This window comes from Pseudomonas sp. H3_A02 (assembly GCF_054671965.1).
This window is the reverse complement of record NZ_CP162807.1, coordinates 123,195-142,203: the sequence shown is the minus strand read 5'-3', so window position 1 is coordinate 142,203 and position 19,009 is coordinate 123,195. Positions and strand designations below refer to the sequence as shown.

Below are 19,009 nucleotides of genomic sequence, written 5' to 3'. Positions count from 1 at the left end.
ATGAAAATGAGGGAGAAACCATGCCAGTCGCCGTGATTCAAATGGTCAGCCAAAGCGATGTGCTCGCCAACCTGGCCCGTGCCCGGGTGCTGCTGGAGCAGGCTGCTGCCGGCGGTGCGAGGCTGGCGGTGCTGCCGGAGAATTTCGCGGCGATGGGGCGGCGGGACGTTGCCGATATCGGCCGTGCCGAAGCCTTTGGTCAGGGACCGATCCTGCCGTGGTTGAAACAGGTCGCCCGTGACCTCAAGTTATGGATTGTGGCCGGCACGTTGCCGTTGCCGCCGGTGGACCAGCCCGAGGCCAGGTCCCATGCCTGTTCGTTGCTGGTCGACGACCAGGGTCAGATCGTGGCGCGTTACGACAAGCTGCACCTGTTCGATGTGGATGTGGCGGACAATCGCGGGCGCTATCGCGAGTCGGATGACTATGCTTATGGTGCCAACGTGGTGGTTGCCGATACCCCCGCCGGCCGGGTGGGCCTGACGGTTTGTTATGACTTGCGGTTCCCGGAGCTCTACAGCGAGCTGCGGGCGGCCGGGGCCGAACTGATCACGGCGCCGTCGGCGTTTACCGCGGTGACCGGCGCGGCCCATTGGGATGTGCTGATCCGCGCCCGGGCCATCGAGACCCAGTGCTACGTGCTGGCGGCCGCCCAGGGCGGTGTGCATCCGGGGCCTCGGGAAACCTTTGGCCATGCGGCGATTGTCGACCCGTGGGGTCGCGTGCTGGCACAACAGGATCAAGGCGAGGCCGTGCTGGTGGCCGAGCGCGACAGCAGCGAACAAGCGTCCATCCGGGCGCGCATGCCGGTGGCCAGCCATCGGCGCTTTTTCTCGCAGGGCGCTCGACAGCGGCCTGTCCAAGACGACGAATTCAAGGCGTAAAACATATGAGCGGGTTGTTGTCCTCAGTCAGTGAACACCTTTTAGCCCCCGGCGGCGTGACCCTCGAAAGCCTGCAAGGCGTGCTGGGCGACTTGGCCGGCCCGGGCATCGATGCGGCCGACCTGTATTTCCAGGGCCAGATCTCCGAGTCCTGGTCGCTGGAAGACGGCATCGTCAAGGAAGGTAGTTTCAACCTCGACCAGGGCGTGGGCGTGCGCGCCCAGTCCGGGGAAAAGACCGGTTTTGCCTACAGCAACGCCATCACCCTCGAAGCCCTCGGCGCTGCGGCCCGTGCCGCCCGCTCGATTTCCCGCGCCGGGCAGAATGGCACGGTCCAGGCGTTCAGCAGCCAGGACGTGGCGCAGCTGTATGCGCCGGACAATCCGCTGGAAGTCATGAGCCGCGCCGAAAAAGTCGAGTTGCTCAAGCGCATCGACGTCGCCACCCGTGCCTTGGACCCGCGCATCCAGCAAGTGACGGTGAGCATGGCCGGGGTCTGGGAGCGCATCCTGGTGGCCTCCACCGACGGCGGCCTGGCGGCGGACGTTCGACCGTTGGTGCGGTTCAATGTCAGCGTGATCGTCGAGCAGAACGGTCGGCGTGAGCGTGGCGGCCATGGCGGCGGCGGGCGCACAGACTACCGTTATTTCCTCAGCGAAGACCGCGCCATGGGCTACGCCCGCGAAGCGTTGCGCCAGGCGCTGGTCAACCTTGAGGCGATCCCGGCCCCGGCCGGCACGTTGCCAGTGGTGCTGGGCTCCGGCTGGTCCGGCGTGCTATTGCACGAAGCGGTGGGCCACGGCCTGGAAGGCGATTTCAACCGCAAGGGCAGTTCGGCCTACAGCGGACGCATGGGGGAAATGGTTGCTTCGAAACTCTGCACCATTGTCGATGACGGCACCCTGGCCGGGCGTCGCGGCTCCCTGAGCGTCGACGATGAAGGCACACCGACCGAATGCACCACGCTGATCGAGAACGGCGTGCTCAAGGGCTACATGCAGGACAAGCTCAATGCCCGGCTGATGGGCGTGGCCCGCACCGGCAACGGCCGTCGTGAATCCTACGCGCACCTGCCGATGCCGCGCATGACCAACACCTACATGCTCGGTGGCCAAAGCGATCCGGCGGAAATCATCGCCTCGGTGAAGAAGGGCATCTATTGCGCCAACCTCGGCGGTGGCCAGGTGGACATCACCAGCGGCAAGTTCGTGTTCTCCACCAGTGAGGCCTACCTGATCGAAGACGGCAAGATTACCGCACCGGTCAAGGGCGCGACCCTGATCGGCAACGGGCCGGAGGCGATGAGCAAGGTGTCGATGGTCGGTAACGACCTGGCGCTGGACAGTGGCGTGGGGACGTGTGGCAAGGATGGGCAATCGGTGCCGGTAGGCGTCGGTCAACCGACCCTGAAGATCGATGCGATTACCGTGGGTGGCACGGGCGCATGAGCGTGCTCTGGGGCTTGCATGAGTCATCGTGGCGAGGGAGCTTGCTCCCGCTGGGCTACGCAGTAGCCCCGATGCGGTTGCTGCGCAACCGAGCGGGAGCAAGCTCCCTCGCCACGGAAACCTCTTGCAGGAGGGTAAAGCTGTTAGCGATCAGCGCAGGCCGCGTTGAGTCTCGTCCAGCTCACGGATGTACTTGAAGATTTTACGGCTCGAGGCCGGTGGCTTGTTTTGCGCCAACTCGTGCTGGGCTTGACGGATCAAGGAGCGCAGTTGCTGGCGATCAGCCTCCGGGTAGTCGATGACGAATTTTTCCAGCACGCCGTCGTCGCCTGCGATCAAGCGATCGCGCCAGCGTTCCAGGTTGTGGAAGCGTTCGTTGTACTGCCGGGTGGAGGCATCGAGTTGATCGAGCAGCACCAGGATGGCGTCAGTGTCCTGATCGCGCATCAGTTTGCCGATGAATTGCAGGTGCCGTTTACGCGCGATATTCGCGGTGTGCTTGGGCGCATCGGCCAGGGCCCGGCGCAAGGCGTCGGTCAAAGGCAGTTTGGCCAGCAAGTCAGGCTTGAGTGTTGTCAGGCGCTCGCCGAGGTCAACCAGAGCATGCAGCTCGCGTTTGACCTGGGATTTGCTTTTTTCACCCTCGTAGAGGGAGTCGTCGTAAGAATCAACCATGGTGGCAGTCCGCAAAGAAACGCCGCCATGATAACCAGTCGGGGGCCGCTTGTCCGGCCCGGTCGCTCGAAGGCCATCCCGAAAACAGAATTTGAGTGGAGAACACCATGAGTGCAGTTCAGAGCGTCGGCCCGCAAGCATTGCCGGCACTGCAGGAACAAGTCGAGCAGATCCTCGCCGAGGCCAAGCGGCAGGGCGCCAGTGCGTGTGAGGTGGCGGTGTCCCTGGAACAGGGCCTGTCGACCTCGGTACGCCAGCGCGAGGTGGAAACCGTCGAATTCAATCGCGACCAGGGCTTTGGCATCACCTTGTACGTAGGCCAGCGCAAGGGTTCGGCCAGTACGTCGGCCAGTGGCCCGGACGCCATCCGCGAAACCGTCGCCGCGGCACTGGCGATTGCCCAGCACACCTCTGAAGACGAAGCCTCGGGCCTGGCCGATGCCGCACTGATGTGCAAAGAGTTGCGGGACTTTGACCTGTTCCACGCCTGGGACATCACCCCCGAGCAGGCCATCGAGCAGGCACTGCGTTGCGAAGCGGCGGCGTTCGATGCCGACTCGCGGATCAAGAATGCCGACGGTACGACGCTCAATACCCACCAGGGCTGCCGCGTCTACGGCAACAGCCATGGTTTCATCGGCGGTTATGCATCGACCCGCCACAGCCTTAGCTGCGTGATGATCGCCGAAGCCAACGGCCAGATGCAGCGCGATTACTGGTACGACGTGAGCCGCCAGGGCACCTTGCTGGCGGACCCGGTGAGCATCGGCCAGAAAGCCGCGCAACGGGCGGCCAGCCGCCTGGGCGCGCGGCCGGTGCCGACCTGCGAAGTGCCGGTACTGTTTTCGGCCGAGCTGGCCGGTGGCCTGTTCGGCAGCTTCCTGTCTGCGGTATCCGGCGGCAACCTGTACCGCAAGTCGTCGTTCCTCGAGGGCGCGCTGGGCCAGAAACTGTTCCCGGAATGGATGACCATCGACGAGCGTCCGCACCTGATGCAGGCCATGGGCAGCTCAGCGTTCGACGGCGATGGCCTGGCCACCTACGCCAAGCCCTTCGTGGAAAAGGGCGAGCTGGTGTCCTACATCCTCGGCACCTATTCGGGCCGCAAACTCGGCATGCCGAGCACCGCCAATGCCGGTGGCGTGCATAACCTGTTCGTGACCCATGGCGAAGAAGACCAGGCCGCCTTGCTGCGGCGCATGGGCCGGGGCCTGCTGGTGACCGAACTGATGGGCCATGGCTTGAACATGGTCACCGGCGACTATTCCCGTGGTGCGGCGGGTTTCTGGGTCGAGAACGGCGAGATCCAGTTCCCGGTCCAGGAAGTGACCATCGCCGGCAACATGCGCGACATGTTCAAGCAGATCGTGGCCGTGGGCAACGACCTGGAATTGCGCAGTAACATCCGCACCGGCTCGGTGCTGATCGAGCGGATGATGGTGGCGGGTAGCTGATACTCATCGCGTAAAGAAAGGCGCGTCATCCACGGGGTGATGCGCCTTTTTTGTATCCGAAATCCTGTGGCGACGACGCTTTTGTGGTGTTCCACGGTTGTGTTGCTTCTTATTATCATCTAATAATGAATCTCATTCGCCGAGTGAGCCCCGGTCATGAGTTCTGCCCTGCACGAACAACCCTACCTTGAAAGCTGGCGCTGGATGAGCCGCCAGATCCGTTGCGCGATGAATCCGGACGAGCCGCGGTTGATCGAGCACTACCTGGCCGAGGGCCGCTACCTGGCTTGTTGCACGGCCACCTCGCCGTGGATGATCTCCGAAACCGCCTTCCGCCTGCTGCTCGACACCGCTTCGGACGTCGCGCTGCCCTGGCATTGGCGCAGCCTCTGCCTCGACCAGGCCTGGCGCCCCCTGCGTGACCTCGAACGCCAATCATTGTGCCGCTGCCGCCTCAAGCGCTGGCAGAGCCATGCCTGGGCGCTGGCGACCTGCGCCCTGGCGCCATCGATTCCTCTTATTGAACTGGTGCAAGGATCTCCCGATGAGTAATACCCGTATCGAACGCGACAGCATGGGCGAGCTGCACGTCCCAGTGGACGCCCTCTATGGCGCCCAGACCCAGCGTGCCGTGGATAACTTCCCGGTCAGCGGCCAGCGCATGCCAGCGCCGTTCATCCGCGCGCTGATCCTGGCCAAGGCCGCGGCCGCTCGGGCCAACGTAGAGCTGGAACAAATCAGCGCGGCCCAGGGCAAGGCCATCGTCGATGCCGCCATGGGACTGCTCGAAGGCCGTTTCATGGACCATTTCCCGGTGGATATCTTCCAGACCGGCTCCGGCACCAGCTCCAACATGAACGCCAACGAAGTGATCGCCACCCTCGCCAGCGGCCTGCTGGGGGAGACGGTCAACCCGAATGACCACGTCAACTGCGGTCAGAGCAGCAACGACATCATCCCCACCAGCATTCATGTCAGTGCCGCGCTGGCCTTGCATGAGCAACTGCTGCCGGCGTTGTTGCACCTGGTGCAGGTGATCGAGCGCAAGGCCGAAGACGTCCACCCGTTCATCAAAACCGGCCGCACCCACCTGATGGACGCCATGCCGGTGCGCCTGAGCCAGGTGCTCGACGGTTGGGCGCAACAGCTCAAGGCCAATATCGGCCACTTGCAGGACCTGTTGCCGAGCCTGCAATCCCTGGCCCAGGGGGGGACGGCGGTCGGCACCGGGGTCAATGCCCATCCACGTTTCGCCGAACTGTTCAGCCAGCAACTGACGCAACTGACCCAAGTGCAATTCACCCCGGGCAAGAACCTGTTCGCGCTGATTGGCTCCCAGGACACTGCCGTGGCGGTTTCCGGGCAGCTCAAGACCACGGCCGTGTCGCTGATGAAAATCGCCAACGACCTGCGCTGGATGAATTCCGGTCCGCTGGCAGGCCTGGGCGAGATCGAACTCGAGGGCTTGCAACCGGGCTCCTCGATCATGCCCGGCAAGGTCAATCCGGTCATTCCCGAGGCCACCGCCATGGTAGCGGCCCAGGTGATCGGCAACGACACGGTAATCACCATCGCCGGTCAATCGGGCAACTTCGAATTGAACGTGATGCTCCCGATCATCGCCCAGAACCTGCTCAGCAGCATCACCCTGATGTCCACCGCCAGCCGCTTGCTCGCGGACAAGGCCATCGCCACGTTCAAGGTCAACGAAGCCAGGCTCAAGGAAGCGTTGTCGCGCAACCCGATCCTGGTGACCGCGCTGAACCCGATCATCGGTTACCAGAAGGCCGCTGAAATCGCCAAGAAGGCTTACCGGCAAGGCCGACCGGTCATCGATGTCGCCCTGGAACACACCGACCTGTCTCGCAGCGAACTCGAAGTCCTGCTGGACCCGGAGAAGCTCACCGCCGGCGGCGTGTAACCCCGACACCTGTGTGGAGGACTCATCATGGAACACTGGAAACGTACGATCGAACGAGCCAATCGCTGTTTCATGCTGGGCGAGCTGGTGGATGCCCGCGAAGCCTACCTGCAAGCCCTGGCGCTGGCCCAGGTGTTATTCGAGCGCTGGGCGGATGCCGACGAAGCGGTCGCCGCTTGCGTCGTCTCCCATCACAACCTGGCGGACCTGCACTTGCGCTTGAACCAGCCGGAGGAGAGCGCCGAATACTTGTGTGCGATCCACCAACGGTTGTTGCAGACGATGCAGGACGAACGCCTGACACCGGCCCTGCGCGCCGCCGCGCAGCGCCAGAGCCACAAGACCTACGTCGAACTGCTGAATTTCATCAGCGAGCACGGTGAGTACCCCCGCACCCAACGCCTGCTGCATTGCAATGCCGCTACGTCCCGGCAGCGCAATGCCCCTCTTCATCATGGAGTTCATTGAACATGGCCTTTACCTTGCCTGCATTGCCCTACGCCTACGATGCCCTGGAACCGCACATCGATGCGCAAACCATGGAGATCCACTACACCAAGCACCACCAGACCTATATCAATAACCTCAACGCGGCGGTGGACGGCACTGAATACGCCGGGTGGCCCGTCGAAAAACTGGTGTCCAGCGTGGAGCAGTTGCCGCCAAGCCTGAAGGCTGCGGTGATCAACCAGGGCGGTGGCCATGCCAATCATTCGTTGTTCTGGGAGGTGATGACGCCCCAGGGCGGCGGCCTGCCCGAGGGCGCCCTGGCGGCGGCGATCGATGCGCAACTGGGCGGTATCGAGCGTTTCAAGGAGGCTTTCACCAAAGCGGCGCTGACCCGTTTCGGCAGCGGCTGGGCCTGGTTGAGTGTGACCCCGCAAAAGACCCTGGTGGTGGAAAGCAGCGGCAACCAGGACAGTCCGCTGATGAATGGCAACACGCCGATTCTTGGCCTGGACGTCTGGGAGCACGCCTATTACCTGCGCTACCAGAACCGTCGTCCGGAATACATCAATGCGTTCTACAACGTGATCAATTGGCCTGAAGTCGCCCGACGCTATCAGGCGGCGCTGGCTTCGAGTCCTTCATGAACACCCGCCAAGGCTGACTATGGATACTCAAACACTGGCGATTGGAAGCGGACGGATGTTCCGCTATGCCTTGGGGTCGTTGCTGCTGTTGGCCGGGATGACGTTGTTGGCGGCCCAGGGCCTGGCGTGGCTGGACCTGGAGCCCAGGTTGTTGCGTGCCTTTCAGGGCGGCGGGCTTTGTGCCTTGGGCACCGCGTTGGGGGCGGTGCCGGTGCTGGTCATCCGGCGCATGCCCCAGGCCGTGAGCGATTCGCTGCTGGGCTTCGGTGCCGGGGTGATGCTTGCCGCCACGGCGTTTTCGCTGATCGTGCCGGGCATTGCCGCGGCCGAGCAGTTGGGGCTCACGCCTTGGGCCGCCAGCGGCCTTATCTGTGTCGGGATTATGTCGGGGGCGTTCGGGCTGTATCTGGTGGACCGCAAGGTCTCGGCCAGCCCCGAAAGGATGGTGGTGGCACCAGGACGTCCGATTATTGCGCCGCGGATCTGGTTGTTCGTGTTTGCCATCATCGCCCACAACATTCCGGAAGGCATGGCGGTGGGCGTATCGGCGGGTGGCGGCATGCCGGATGCCGACAGCCTGGCGATGGGCATCGCTTTGCAGGATGTCCCCGAAGGGTTGGTGATCGCGCTGGTGCTGGCCGCGGCGGGCATGTCGCGGGTCAAGGCGTTCCTGATTGGCGCGGCGTCAGGGCTGGTCGAGCCGGTGTTCGCGCTGTTGTGCGCCTGGTTGGTGAGCCTGGCCGAGATGCTCTTGCCCCTGGGCCTGGCGTTGGCGGCCGGGGCGATGTTGCTGGTGGTGACCCACGAGGTCATTCCCGAATCCCGCCGCAATGGTCACGAGAAACTGGCGAGCCTGGGGTTGTTGGTGGGGTTCTGTCTGATGATGGTGCTGGATACGGCGTTGGGCTGACGGCGAAGGGCGCGAATCCACACCTGTGGTGAGATTTATCTGTGGGAGCAAGGCTTGCCCGCGATGCAGGCGCCGCGATTGTGCAGGTTATCCGCGTTATCGTTCATCGCGAGCAAGCTTTGCTCCCACAAAAAATCCCTTTGCCACAACTGGCTCGACTCGAGTCTTGGGGCCGTTATTCGCCTTCGTCGAAGTATCTGTTGATCAGGTCAACCAGGGCCTCCATCGCTTCCTGCGCTTTCTCCCCTTCAGTGCTCAGGTGAATCTTGGTGCCCTTGCCGGCCGCGAGCATCATCATTGCCATGATGCTTTTACCGTCGACCGTGGACTCTGGCGTACGCCCGACCCTGATCGTGGTATCCGGAAAACTCCCCGCCACACCTACAAATTTTGCCGACGCCCGGGCATGCAAACCCAGCTTGTTGATGATTTCAATTTCCTGAGCAGGCATCGCGATGTGAATCCTTTAGCTGAGGTCGCGGTGGCGAACCTGGACATTCTTCAGGGATTGTTGCAGGAGCTGACCCAGGCGTTCGGTCAGGTAGACGGAGCGGTGATGACCGCCGGTACAGCCGATGGCGATCGTGACATAGGCGCGGTTGCTCGCGGCAAAGCGGGGGAGCCATTTGAGCAGGTAGCTGGAGATGTCCTGGTACATTTCCTCGACATCCGGCTGTGCGGCCAGGTAGTCGATCACCGGTTGATCAAGCCCGGACTGCTCACGCAATTCCGGTTTCCAATACGGGTTGGGCAGGCAACGCACATCGAACACCAGGTCGGCGTCTACCGGCATGCCACGCTTGAAGCCGAACGATTCCACCAGGAACGCCGTGCCCGGCTCCGGTTGGTTCAGCAGGCGCAGCTTGATCGTGTCACGCAACTGGTACAGGTTCAGGTGCGTGGTGTTGACCTTCAGGTCCGCCAGGTCGGCGATCGGCCCCAACAGCTGACTTTCATCCTCGATGGCTTCGGCCAGGGAGCGGTTGGCGTTGCTCAGGGGGTGACGCCGACGGGTTTCGGAAAAACGCTTGAGCAGCGTCTCCTCATCGGCATCCAGGTACAGCACGTCGCACTGGATATGCCGGCTGCGCACTTCTTCGAGCAGTTCAGGAAAACGCGACAGGTGGCTCGGCAGGTTGCGCGCATCGATGGACACCGCCACCAGCGGCTGCGCCAGCTCGGTGTGGATCAGGGCGCGTTCGGCCAGTTCCGGCAGCAGGCCGGCGGGCAGGTTGTCGATGCAATAGTAGCCGCTGTCCTCAAGCACGTTGAGGGCCGTGCTTTTACCGGAGCCGGAGCGGCCACTGACGATGATCATGCGCATGTTTAATGACCGTTCTGCTCGTCCAGGACCACCTGGTACAAAGCTTCGTTACTCGGCGCGCTGCGCAGTTTTTCGCGCACTTCCTTGCGGTCCAGCATGCTGGCTATCTGGCGCAGCAGCTCAAGATGCGCATCGGTCGCCGCTTCCGGAACCAGCAATACAAACAGCAGGTCGACCGGAGCGCCGTCGATGGCGTCGAAATCTATGGGGGTATCAAGGTGCAACAACGCGCTGATCGGCGCGGCACAACCCTTGAGACGGCAGTGAGGAATGGCGATGCCGTTGCCAAAACCGGTGGAACCGAGTTTTTCACGGGCAACCAGGGCCTCGAAGACGTCTTGCATTCCCAGATCCGGCACCTCGCGGTGGATCAGGTTGGCAATTTGTTCGAGGGCTTTCTTTTTACTGCCGCCCGGCGCGTTCACTTGGGAACGGCCGGGGGTCAGGATGGTTTCTAGTCGGATCATGGATTGGGGGGGTTAACGACCGGTCGCGCCCTGGAGGAGGCTCTGGGTCTTTTCCTTATGCTTTTTGAGTTGGCGATCCAGCTTGTCGGTCAGCAGGTCAATCGCGGCATACATGTCTGTGTGCTCTGCGTTGGCAACCACTTCTCCGCCGGGGATATGCAGCGTGGCTTCGATTTTCTGCAGCAGCTTCTCGACGTTCATCGTGACTTGCACGTTGGTGATCTTGTCGAAATGCCTCTCCAATCGGTCGAGTTTTTCGCCGATGTAGGTGCGCAGGGGTTCGGTCACTTCCAGTTGGTGTCCACTGATGTTGACTTGCATACAGCTTCTCCTTCGTTGCCAGTGCATAAAGCGGCAGGCAGAAATGCCTGCCACTGGAACGCTGTGGCGTGGCCTGTTACATCAGCCGCTTGCGTTCGCTCGAAGGCGCGATCCCGAGGGATTCGCGGTACTTGGCGACGGTACGGCGGGCCACCTGAATGCCTTGTGCCTCCAGTAAACCAGCGATCTTGCTGTCACTCAACGGCTTTTTCTGATTTTCCGCGGCCACCAGTTTTTTGATGATCGCGCGGATGGCCGTGGACGAGCATTCGCCGCCTTCGGAGGTGCTGACATGGCTGGAGAAAAAGTATTTCAATTCATAGATGCCCCGGGGGGTATGCATGAATTTCTGGGTGGTCACCCGGGAAATCGTCGATTCGTGCATGCCCACCGCTTCGGCAATGTCATGCAGGACCAATGGTTTCATCGCTTCATCGCCGTACTCCAGGAAGCCTCGCTGGTGCTCGACGATCTGGGTGGCTACTTTCATCAGGGTTTCGTTGCGGCTTTGCAGGCTCTTGATGAACCAGCGGGCTTCCTGCAACTGGTTGCGCATGAAGGTGTTATCGGCGCTGGTGTCGGCGCGCTTGACGAAACCGGCGTACTGGGCATTGACCCGCAGCTTGGGCACCGACTCCTGGTTGAGCTCCACCAGCCAGCGATCGTTGTGCTTGCGCACGATCACGTCGGGGACCACGTACTCAGGCTCGGTGGATTCGATCTGCGAGCCGGGGCGGGGGTTGAGGCTCTGCACCAGCTCGATGACCTGGCGCAGTTCATCTTCCTTGAGCTTCATGCGACGCATCAATTGGCTGTAGTCGCGACCGCCCAGCAGGTCGATGTAATCGGTGACCAGTCGCTTGGCTTCGGCCAGCCATGGCGTCTTGGCGGATAACTGGCGCAATTGCAGCAACAGGCACTCGCCCAGGTTGCGGGCGCCGATGCCGGCCGGTTCGAATTGCTGGATGCGATGGAGAACGGCTTCGATCTCGTCCAGCTCGATGTCGAGCTCGGGGTCGAAGGCTTCGAGGATTTCTTCGAGGGTCTCGTCCAGGTAGCCCTGGTTGTTGATGCAATCGATCAGCGTCACGGCGATCAGGCGATCGGTGTCGGACATCGGCGCCAGGTTCAGTTGCCACAACAGGTGGCTTTGCAGGCTCTCACCGGCAGAGGTGCGGGTGGTGAAGTCCCACTCGTCGTCATCGCTGCTGGGCAGGTTGCTGGCGCTGGTCTGGTAGACATCTTCCCAGGCCGTGTCCACGGGCAGCTCGTTGGGAATGCGTTCGTTCCATTCGCCATCCTCGAGGTTGTCCACCGTCGGGGCGGCTTCCTGGTAGGACGGTTCCGGGATCTCGGTGTTGGGCTTCTGCTCGACGTTGTCGGCCAGCGGGTCTGTGTTATCGAAGTCGTCGCCTTCTTCCTGGCGTTCGAGCATCGGATTGGACTCCAGGGCCTCCTGGATTTCCTGTTGCAGGTCCAGGGTCGACAATTGGAGCAGGCGGATGGCCTGTTGCAGCTGCGGTGTCATCGTCAGCTGCTGGCCCATTCTCAAGACTAGCGATGGTTTCATGGCAGGGGCTTAACACCTTATTCGCCGGCGCACATGCGCCATCCACTACAGGGCGCCGGAGCGCCAAACTTAAGCAAATTATATGCCTGAAACTGAAGTGTTTGCCTAGAGCGTCGCCATAATAAAATTAAACGACGCCCGGGCAATTCGCCAGACACGTGTGCTTACAGGCGGAACTCATGGCCCAGGTACACTTCCTTGACCAGGTCATTGGCCAGGATCGCGGCGGAGTCACCTTCGGCGATCAATTGGCCGTCATTGACAATGTAGGCGGTTTCGCAGATGTCCAGGGTCTCGCGCACGTTGTGGTCGGTGATCAGCACACCGATACCCTTGGCCTTGAGGTGATGGATGATCTGCTTGATGTCGCCCACCGAAATCGGGTCCACGCCGGCGAACGGTTCGTCGAGCAGGATGAACTTCGGTGCGGTGGCCAGGGCGCGGGCGATTTCCACACGACGCCGTTCACCACCCGACAGGCTCATGCCCAGGTTGTCGCGAATGTGGCTGATGTGGAATTCCTGCAGCAGGCTTTCCAGTTCCTGGCGACGGCCGGCCTTGTCGAGTTCCTTGCGGGTCTCGAGGATCGCCATGATGTTGTCGGCTACCGACAGTTTGCGGAAGATCGACGCTTCTTGCGGCAAATAGCCGATACCTGCCTTCGCCCGGCCGTGCATCGGCTGGTGGCTGACATCCAGGTCGTCGATCAACACGCGCCCCTGATCGGCCTGGACCAGGCCGACGATCATGTAGAAGCAAGTGGTCTTGCCCGCGCCGTTAGGACCGAGCAGACCAACGATCTGGCCGCTGTCGATGGACAGGCTGACATCACGCACGACTTGACGGCTCTTGTAGCTCTTGGCCAAGTGCTGAGCTTTCAGAGTTGCCATTACTGGGCCTTCTGCTCGTCGGTTTTCTTTTTCGGCTGGATCACCATGTCGATGCGCGGACGCGACTCGGTCACCTTGCTACCGGTGGCGCGACCGGCACTGGCCAGCTTCTTGACCGTGTCGTAGACGATTTTCTCGCCCTGGGTAACGTTGTTGTCCTTGTCGACGACCTTGGCGCGGTCGATCAGGACCACGCGATCCTGGGAGGCGTGGTACTGGATGGTCACCCCGTAGCCCTGGACGGGCTTAGTGTCGCCCACGGTTTGCATCTGCTCGAAATAGGCCAGGTTGCCCACCGAAGTCACCACATCGATATCGCCAGCTGGGGTGCGGGTGATGGTCACGGTGTTGCCGGTGACCTTCATCGAGCCCTGGGTGATGATCACGTCGCCTTTATAGGTGGCGACGCCATTCTTGTCGTCGAGTTGGGCGTCGTCGGCCTGGATGCGGATAGGCTGGTCGCGGTCGTTGGGAAGAGCCCAGGCGCTCGCGCTTCCCAGTGCTGCGCCCAGACTGAGCAAAATAGGGAGGGTTTTAGCGAGCTTCATACTGTCCTCTTACGTTCGATAGCAGGTGTATCCTGCTTTCCTTCAAATACGCTTTCATTCCCGTGCCGGTCGATACACCCCCGGCGCCGTCGATTCTAACGGGTTGCTCGGTCTGCGCATATTCTTGCTGTGGGAATACGGTCATGCGTGTGCTGGTGATGATGGTCGTGCGGTTTTTCTCGTCGGTTCGGGCAACGCGTACCGAGTCGATCAGTTCCACTTCGGTGCCGCCGGAATTGACTTCGGCGTGCTCGCTCTGCACATGCCACGGGAATTCGGTGCCGCGGAACATGTTCAGGTCCGGTTTGGTGACCAGCGTAATGTCAGTGGCCTTTACGTGGTCGACCTTGTCGGACGTCATCTCATATTGCACTTTGCCGTCGGGCAGGTACTGCAGGGTATGGGTGTTGGTCGCGTACCAGTCGATCCGCTCCTCGACCTGGGGTGTAGTTTGGTCGAGAAACCGTTCGGGGCTGATGTTCCAATAGCCCACTGCGGCGAAAATCGCCGCGATACAGGCAAACACCACAATGGTGCGAATCTTTTTGCTCAGCATAAATGGCTCACAGGTACGCGGCGTTGGCCGCTTCGAGGCGGCCCTGGGCGCGCAGGATCAGTTCACAGAACTCGCGGGCCGCACCTTCGCCGCCTCGCGCCGTGGTGACGCCGTGGGCGTGCTCGCGGACGAAGCTGGCCGCATTGGCGACCGCCATGCCCAGGCCGACCCGGCGAATTACCGGCAGGTCCGGCAGGTCGTCACCGAGGTAGGCCACCTGTTCATAGCTTAGGTTGAGTTGACCCAGAAGCTCGTCCAGCACCACCAGTTTGTCCTCGCGCCCTTGGTAAAGGTGCGGGATGCCGAGGTTCTTCGCGCGCCGCTCGACCACTGGGGTCTTTCGGCCGCTGATGATAGCGGTCTGTACGCCGGCGGCCATCAGCATCTTGATGCCCTGGCCATCGAGGGTGTTGAAGGTCTTGAATTCGCTACCGTCTTCGAGGAAGTACAGGCGACCGTCAGTCAGCACGCCGTCCACATCGAACACGGCCAGCTTGATGGCTTTGCCCCGTTGCAACAGGTCTGTGTTCATTTACATGACTCCCGCACGCAGCAAATCGTGCATGTTCAGGGCGCCCACCGGACGGTCGTCGTCGTCGACGACCACCAGGGCGCTGATCTTGTGGTCTTCCATGATTTTCAGGGCCTCGGCGGCGAGCATCTCGGCGCGGGCAGTCTTGCCGTGAGGCGTCATGACTTGCTCGATGGTCGCGCTATGAATGTCGATGGTGCGGTCCAGGGTGCGGCGCAGGTCGCCGTCGGTAAAGATCCCGGCGAGCTTGCCGTCGGTCTCCAGGACTACGGTCATGCCCAGTCCCTTGCGGGTCATTTCCATCAACGCGTCCTTGAGCAGCGTGCCGCGCAGTACCTGTGGCAATTCCTGGCCGGCGTGCATCACGTTTTCGACTTTCAGCAACAGGCGACGGCCAAGGGCGCCACCGGGGTGGGAAAAGGCGAAATCTTCGGCGGTGAAACCCCGGGCTTCCAGCAGCGCCACGGCCAGTGCATCGCCCATGACCAGCGCCGCGGTGGTGGAGGAGGTCGGCGCCAGGTTCAGCGGGCAGGCTTCGTGTTCGACATGGACGTTGAGGTTCACTTCGGCGGCCTTGGCCAGCGGCGAGGCGGGGTTGCCGGTCACGCTGATCAACTGGATGCCCAGGCGCTTGATCAGCGGCAGCAGGGTGATGATCTCATTGGTGGAGCCGGAGTTGGACAGGGCCAGGATGACGTCGTCCCGGGTAATCATGCCCATGTCCCCGTGGCTGGCTTCGGCCGGATGGACGAAAAAAGCCGTGGTGCCGGTGCTGGCGAGGGTGGCGGCGATCTTGTTGCCGATGTGCCCGGACTTACCCATGCCGACCACGACCACGCGGCCCTTGCTGGCCAGAATCATCTCGCAGGCGCGTACGAAATCAGCGTCGATATGGGGCAGCAAGCCTTGCACGGCTTCGAGCTCTAGGCGGATGGTACGTTGTGCCGATTGAATCAGGTCGCTGGATTGGCTCATGTCAGAAATCGTATAGCCCGATGAAAAGGCGGCGATTATAGCGGCAATGAACAATTCCCTCACGTAAGTTCGTCATGCTTTGTTCGAGGGGCCGCAACGATTGACATAAAATGTGGCTTTTTCCTTAAGCCAGGCTTAACGGGCGGGGCGTTGGCCTTGGGCGCTTGGCTGTTGCAGTGATATAGTTCGCCGCCGGTTCGCGTGCCCGGCGGTACCGGCGCTTGTCGGCTGCCCGGGGCATTCGAATGTGAGGCTGCATCGCAAGGAGTTTAGATGAGTGCCGACAACGCCTACGCGGTCGAGCTGAAGGGACTGTCCTTCAAGCGAGGGACGCGCAGCATTTTCAATGACATCGATATTCGCATACCACGGGGCAAGGTCACCGGCATCATGGGGCCGTCCGGGTGTGGCAAGACCACGTTGCTGCGGCTGATGGGGGCACAACTGCGCCCCAGCGCCGGCGAAGTCTGGGTCAATGGCCAGAATCTTCCCCAATTGTCTCGCAGCGACCTGTTCGATGCGCGCAAGCACATGGGCGTACTGTTCCAGAGCGGCGCGCTGTTTACCGACCTTGATGTGTTCGAGAACGTGGCGTTCCCACTGCGAGTCCATACCGACCTGCCGGAAGAGATGATTCGCGACATCGTCCTGCTCAAGTTGCAGGCCGTCGGGCTGCGCGGGGCCATCGACCTGATGCCGGACGAACTGTCCGGCGGCATGAAGCGTCGCGTCGCCTTGGCGCGGGCGATTGCCCTCGATCCGAAGATCCTTATGTACGACGAGCCCTTCGTCGGCCAGGACCCGATCGCCATGGGCGTGCTCGTGCGCCTGATCCGCCTGCTCAACGATGCGCTGGGCATCACCAGTATCGTGGTCTCCCACGACCTGGCTGAAACCGCCAGCATTGCCGACTACATCTATGTGGTTGGCGACGGCCAGGTGCTGGGGCAGGGCACACCGCAGGAGCTGGCGGATTCGGACAACCCGCGCATTCGCCAATTCATGAAGGGTGATCCGGACGGGCCAGTGGCGTTCCATTTTCCGGCCACGGATTACCGTACCGATCTGCTGGGGAAGCGCTGATGCGCAAGAAATCACTATTGGAAAGAATTCGCCTGTTCGGCCGCTCCGGCATCGACGTGGTGGCAGTACTGGGCCGTTCCTCGCTGTTTTTGATGCACGCCTTGCTCGGTCGCAACTCGACGGGCGGCGGTTTTGGCCTGCTGGTCAAGCAGTTGCACTCGGTGGGCGTGATGTCCCTGGTGATCATCGTGGTCTCCGGGATTTTCATCGGCATGGTGCTGGCGCTGCAGGGCTTCAGCATTTTGTCCAGCTACGGTTCGGAGCAGGCGGTGGGGCAGATGGTTGCCCTGACACTGCTGCGTGAGCTCGGCCCCGTGGTGACCGCGCTGCTGTTCGCCGGGCGGGCCGGTTCGGCGCTGACGGCTGAAATCGGTAACATGAAGTCCACCGAACAGCTGTCCAGCCTGGAAATGATCGGTGTCGACCCGCTCAAGTACATCATTGCCCCGCGCCTGTGGGCCGGCTTCATTTCCCTGCCGGTGCTGGCGATGATTTTCAGCGTCGTGGGAATCTGGGGCGGCTCCTGGGTGGCTGTCGACTGGCTGGGGGTCTATGAGGGTTCCTATTGGGCCAACATGCAAAATAGCGTCGATTTTCTCGACGATGTCCTCAATGGCGTGATCAAAAGTGCCGTGTTCGCGTTCGTCGTGACCTGGATCGCCGTGTTTCAAGGCTATGACTGTGAGCCCACTTCAGAGGGGATCAGCCGTGCCACAACCAAGACCGTGGTGTACGCCTCGCTGGCGGTCCTGGGCCTCGACTTTATTCTGACCGCCTTGATGTTTGGAGATTTCTGATGCAAAACCGCACCCTGGAAATCGGTGTCGGCCTTTTCTTGCTGGCTGGCATCCTGGCTTTGCTGCTGCTGGCCCTGCGGGTCAGTGGATTGGCGCCGACGGCAAGCACCGATACTTATAAACTTTATGCAAACTTTGACAATATCGCCGGTTTGACGGTCAGAGCCAAGGTGACCATGGCCGGTGTGACCATCGGCAAGGTCACGGCAATCGATCTTAACCGCGAGGATTTCACCGGTCGGGTGACGCTGCAGCTGGAAAAGCGCGTGGACAACCTGCCGATTGACTCCACTGCATCTATCCTCACGGCCGGGCTGCTGGGCGAGAAATACATTGGCATCAGCGTGGGTGGGGAAGACACCGTGCTCAAGGACGGCGGCGTCATCCATGACACGCAGTCGTCCCTGGTGCTCGAGGACCTGATCGGTAAATTCCTGCTCAATACCGTTAGCAAAGACGCCAAATGAGGAGCTTTTGAATGATCTCTATCTTGCGACGTAGCCTGTTGGTGCTGCTCGCGGCGCTGCCGTTGATGGCCAACGCCGTGGCCGCGCCTTCGGCCCATGACATCATCCAGGACACGACCACCCGGTTGTTGGCGGACCTTGCCGCCAATAAAGAGAAATACAAGCAGGACCCCAGCGCCTTCTATGACGCGCTGAACGGCATCGTCGGCCCGGTGGTGGACGCCGATGGCATCTCCAAGAGCATCATGACCGTCAAGTACTCGCGCAAGGCAAGCCCGGCGCAGATGACCCGCTTCCAGGAGAACTTCAAACGCAGCCTGATGCAGTTCTATGGCAACGCCTTGCTGGAATACAACAACCAGGGCATCACCGTTTCCCCGGCCAAGGACGAAAGCGGCACCCGCACCAGCGTCGACATGCAGGTCAAGGGCAACAACGGCGCGGTCTACCCTGTGTCCTACACACTCGAGAAAATCAACGGCGAGTGGAAGGTGCGCAACGTGATCATCAATGGCATCAACATTGGCAAGCTGTTCCGCGATCAGTTCGCCGACGCGATGCAGCGCAACGGCAACGACCTGGACAAGACCATCAACGGTTGGGCCGGTGAAGTCGCCAAGGCCAAGGAAGTGACCGAAGAAGCCAAAGAGAACCAGGAACAATGATCGAGTCGGTGAGTGAGTCGGCCGTTCGTCTGGGCGGGGCTGGTGAGCTGCTGCTCAGTGGCGTGCTGGACTACCGCACCGGCCCGGCCTTGCGCAAGCAGGGCCAGGCGCTGATCAAGTCCGTCGGCGCCGCCGAGGTGGTCATTGACTGCTCGGCGGTGCGCAAGTCCAGCAGTGTCGGCTTGTCGCTGCTGCTGTGCTTCATGCGGGACGCCAAGGCGGCCGGCAAAACGTGGAGCATCCGTGGGATGCCCGAAGACATGCGCGAAATAGCCCAGGTCAGCGAGCTGACCGAGCTGTTGGCGCACTCCTGACCCACATCGTTGGAAAAGTCCCCCCGTCAGAGTCCTGCTTCGCGGGGTTCGCAGGCGCGGGGCTTTTTTGTATGATGTGCGACCCGCGCGCACAGGGCGCCGATTGAGGTTGAG

The 19,009-nt window shown here is 61.6% G+C and carries 24 protein-coding genes; 13 read left to right on the top strand and 11 right to left on the bottom strand.

The window, feature by feature from the left end:
- Positions 1-20: 20 nt before the first annotated feature.
- Both AB4N80_RS00670 and tldD read left to right on the top strand, forming a co-directional pair.
- Complete coding sequence (locus AB4N80_RS00670) at positions 21-884, top strand: carbon-nitrogen hydrolase family protein (protein WP_122568883.1); 864 nt, start codon at positions 21-23, stop codon at positions 882-884.
- Positions 885-889: 5 nt separating this feature from the next.
- A complete protein-coding gene (gene tldD / locus AB4N80_RS00665; protein WP_072341241.1) occupies positions 890-2,332 on the top strand; it encodes a metalloprotease TldD in 1,443 nt (480 codons plus the stop codon).
- A 150-nt stretch (positions 2,333-2,482) separates the two neighbouring features.
- Here tldD and yjgA read toward each other — a convergent pair whose 3' ends face one another.
- Positions 2,483-3,007, bottom strand: coding sequence for a ribosome biogenesis factor YjgA (gene yjgA, locus AB4N80_RS00660; RefSeq protein ID WP_003197830.1), 525 nt, complete (start codon positions 3,005-3,007; stop codon positions 2,483-2,485).
- A 107-nt stretch (positions 3,008-3,114) separates the two neighbouring features.
- Between yjgA and pmbA the strand changes: the two genes are divergently transcribed.
- The 6 genes from pmbA to AB4N80_RS00630 all read left to right on the top strand — a co-directional run bounded on the left by pmbA (position 3,115) and on the right by AB4N80_RS00630 (position 8,386).
- Positions 3,115-4,461 carry a metalloprotease PmbA gene (pmbA, locus tag AB4N80_RS00655; RefSeq protein WP_122568882.1) on the top strand — a complete coding sequence of 449 codons (1,347 nt, stop codon included), beginning with the start codon at positions 3,115-3,117 and terminating at the stop codon, positions 4,459-4,461.
- A gap of 156 nt (positions 4,462-4,617) precedes the next feature.
- The gene (locus tag AB4N80_RS00650; protein ID WP_053118468.1) at positions 4,618-5,013 is read left to right on the top strand and encodes a hypothetical protein; all 396 of its coding nucleotides are present in this window, start codon (positions 4,618-4,620) and stop codon (positions 5,011-5,013) included.
- On the top strand, positions 5,006-6,382 hold the full coding sequence (locus AB4N80_RS00645; protein ID WP_460080226.1) for a class II fumarate hydratase: 1,377 nt from the start codon (positions 5,006-5,008) through the stop codon (positions 6,380-6,382). The genes AB4N80_RS00650 and AB4N80_RS00645 overlap by 8 nt, the downstream gene beginning before the upstream one ends.
- A gap of 27 nt (positions 6,383-6,409) precedes the next feature.
- Complete coding sequence (locus AB4N80_RS00640; RefSeq protein WP_305469747.1) at positions 6,410-6,850, top strand: hypothetical protein; 441 nt, start codon at positions 6,410-6,412, stop codon at positions 6,848-6,850.
- A gap of 2 nt (positions 6,851-6,852) precedes the next feature.
- Positions 6,853-7,476 (top strand): superoxide dismutase, encoded by a 624-nt coding sequence (locus AB4N80_RS00635; RefSeq protein WP_122568879.1) that lies wholly within the window; start codon positions 6,853-6,855, stop codon positions 7,474-7,476.
- Between the two features lie 19 nt (positions 7,477-7,495).
- Complete coding sequence (locus AB4N80_RS00630) at positions 7,496-8,386, top strand: ZIP family metal transporter (protein WP_460080222.1); 891 nt, start codon at positions 7,496-7,498, stop codon at positions 8,384-8,386.
- Between the two features lie 175 nt (positions 8,387-8,561).
- Here AB4N80_RS00630 and AB4N80_RS00625 read toward each other — a convergent pair whose 3' ends face one another.
- The 10 genes from AB4N80_RS00625 to AB4N80_RS00580 all read right to left on the bottom strand — a co-directional run bounded on the left by AB4N80_RS00625 (position 8,562) and on the right by AB4N80_RS00580 (position 15,569).
- The gene (locus AB4N80_RS00625; RefSeq protein ID WP_122568877.1) at positions 8,562-8,837 is read right to left on the bottom strand and encodes an HPr family phosphocarrier protein; all 276 of its coding nucleotides are present in this window, start codon (positions 8,835-8,837) and stop codon (positions 8,562-8,564) included.
- A gap of 15 nt (positions 8,838-8,852) precedes the next feature.
- Complete coding sequence (rapZ, locus tag AB4N80_RS00620) at positions 8,853-9,710, bottom strand: RNase adapter RapZ (RefSeq protein WP_018613998.1); 858 nt, start codon at positions 9,708-9,710, stop codon at positions 8,853-8,855.
- 2 nt (positions 9,711-9,712) lie between these two features.
- Positions 9,713-10,177 (bottom strand): PTS IIA-like nitrogen regulatory protein PtsN, encoded by a 465-nt coding sequence (gene ptsN, locus AB4N80_RS00615; RefSeq protein ID WP_122568876.1) that lies wholly within the window; start codon positions 10,175-10,177, stop codon positions 9,713-9,715.
- Positions 10,178-10,189: 12 nt separating this feature from the next.
- Positions 10,190-10,498 carry a ribosome hibernation-promoting factor, HPF/YfiA family gene (gene hpf, locus AB4N80_RS00610; protein WP_003178005.1) on the bottom strand — a complete coding sequence of 103 codons (309 nt, stop codon included), beginning with the start codon at positions 10,496-10,498 and terminating at the stop codon, positions 10,190-10,192.
- Between the two features lie 76 nt (positions 10,499-10,574).
- A complete protein-coding gene (locus AB4N80_RS00605) occupies positions 10,575-12,068 on the bottom strand; it encodes an RNA polymerase factor sigma-54 (protein WP_122568875.1) in 1,494 nt (497 codons plus the stop codon).
- A gap of 164 nt (positions 12,069-12,232) precedes the next feature.
- On the bottom strand, positions 12,233-12,958 hold the full coding sequence (gene lptB, locus AB4N80_RS00600; protein WP_018614004.1) for an LPS export ABC transporter ATP-binding protein: 726 nt from the start codon (positions 12,956-12,958) through the stop codon (positions 12,233-12,235).
- Positions 12,958-13,506: a lipopolysaccharide transport periplasmic protein LptA gene (lptA, locus tag AB4N80_RS00595; RefSeq protein ID WP_122568874.1), complete on the bottom strand. Its 549-nt coding sequence runs from the start codon at positions 13,504-13,506 to the stop codon at positions 12,958-12,960. The genes lptB and lptA overlap by 1 nt, the downstream gene beginning before the upstream one ends.
- On the bottom strand, positions 13,493-14,062 hold the full coding sequence (lptC, locus tag AB4N80_RS00590; protein ID WP_122568873.1) for an LPS export ABC transporter periplasmic protein LptC: 570 nt from the start codon (positions 14,060-14,062) through the stop codon (positions 13,493-13,495). Before lptC ends, lptA begins: the two co-directional genes overlap by 14 nt.
- 7 nt (positions 14,063-14,069) lie before the next feature.
- Entirely contained in the window at positions 14,070-14,594 is a 525-nt protein-coding gene (locus AB4N80_RS00585; protein ID WP_109753554.1) for a KdsC family phosphatase, read from the bottom strand.
- Positions 14,595-15,569 carry a KpsF/GutQ family sugar-phosphate isomerase gene (locus AB4N80_RS00580; protein WP_122568872.1) on the bottom strand — a complete coding sequence of 325 codons (975 nt, stop codon included), beginning with the start codon at positions 15,567-15,569 and terminating at the stop codon, positions 14,595-14,597.
- Positions 15,570-15,842: 273 nt separating this feature from the next.
- Here AB4N80_RS00580 and AB4N80_RS00575 point away from each other — a divergent pair, with 273 nt between their 5' ends.
- The 5 genes from AB4N80_RS00575 to AB4N80_RS00555 are packed head-to-tail and all read left to right on the top strand — an operon-like array spanning position 15,843 to position 18,895.
- A complete protein-coding gene (locus AB4N80_RS00575) occupies positions 15,843-16,652 on the top strand; it encodes an ATP-binding cassette domain-containing protein (RefSeq protein ID WP_092205009.1) in 810 nt (269 codons plus the stop codon).
- Positions 16,652-17,449 (top strand): lipid asymmetry maintenance ABC transporter permease subunit MlaE, encoded by a 798-nt coding sequence (gene mlaE, locus AB4N80_RS00570; protein WP_079302654.1) that lies wholly within the window; start codon positions 16,652-16,654, stop codon positions 17,447-17,449. Before AB4N80_RS00575 ends, mlaE begins: the two co-directional genes overlap by 1 nt.
- On the top strand, positions 17,449-17,916 hold the full coding sequence (gene mlaD / locus AB4N80_RS00565; protein ID WP_122568871.1) for an outer membrane lipid asymmetry maintenance protein MlaD: 468 nt from the start codon (positions 17,449-17,451) through the stop codon (positions 17,914-17,916). Before mlaE ends, mlaD begins: the two co-directional genes overlap by 1 nt.
- An 11-nt stretch (positions 17,917-17,927) precedes the next feature.
- Positions 17,928-18,581, top strand: a complete 654-nt coding sequence (locus tag AB4N80_RS00560; protein WP_122568870.1) for an MlaC/ttg2D family ABC transporter substrate-binding protein — start codon at positions 17,928-17,930, stop codon at positions 18,579-18,581.
- An 8-nt stretch (positions 18,582-18,589) separates the two neighbouring features.
- Positions 18,590-18,895 (top strand): STAS domain-containing protein, encoded by a 306-nt coding sequence (locus AB4N80_RS00555; protein ID WP_122568908.1) that lies wholly within the window; start codon positions 18,590-18,592, stop codon positions 18,893-18,895.
- Positions 18,896-19,009 lie beyond the last annotated feature (114 nt).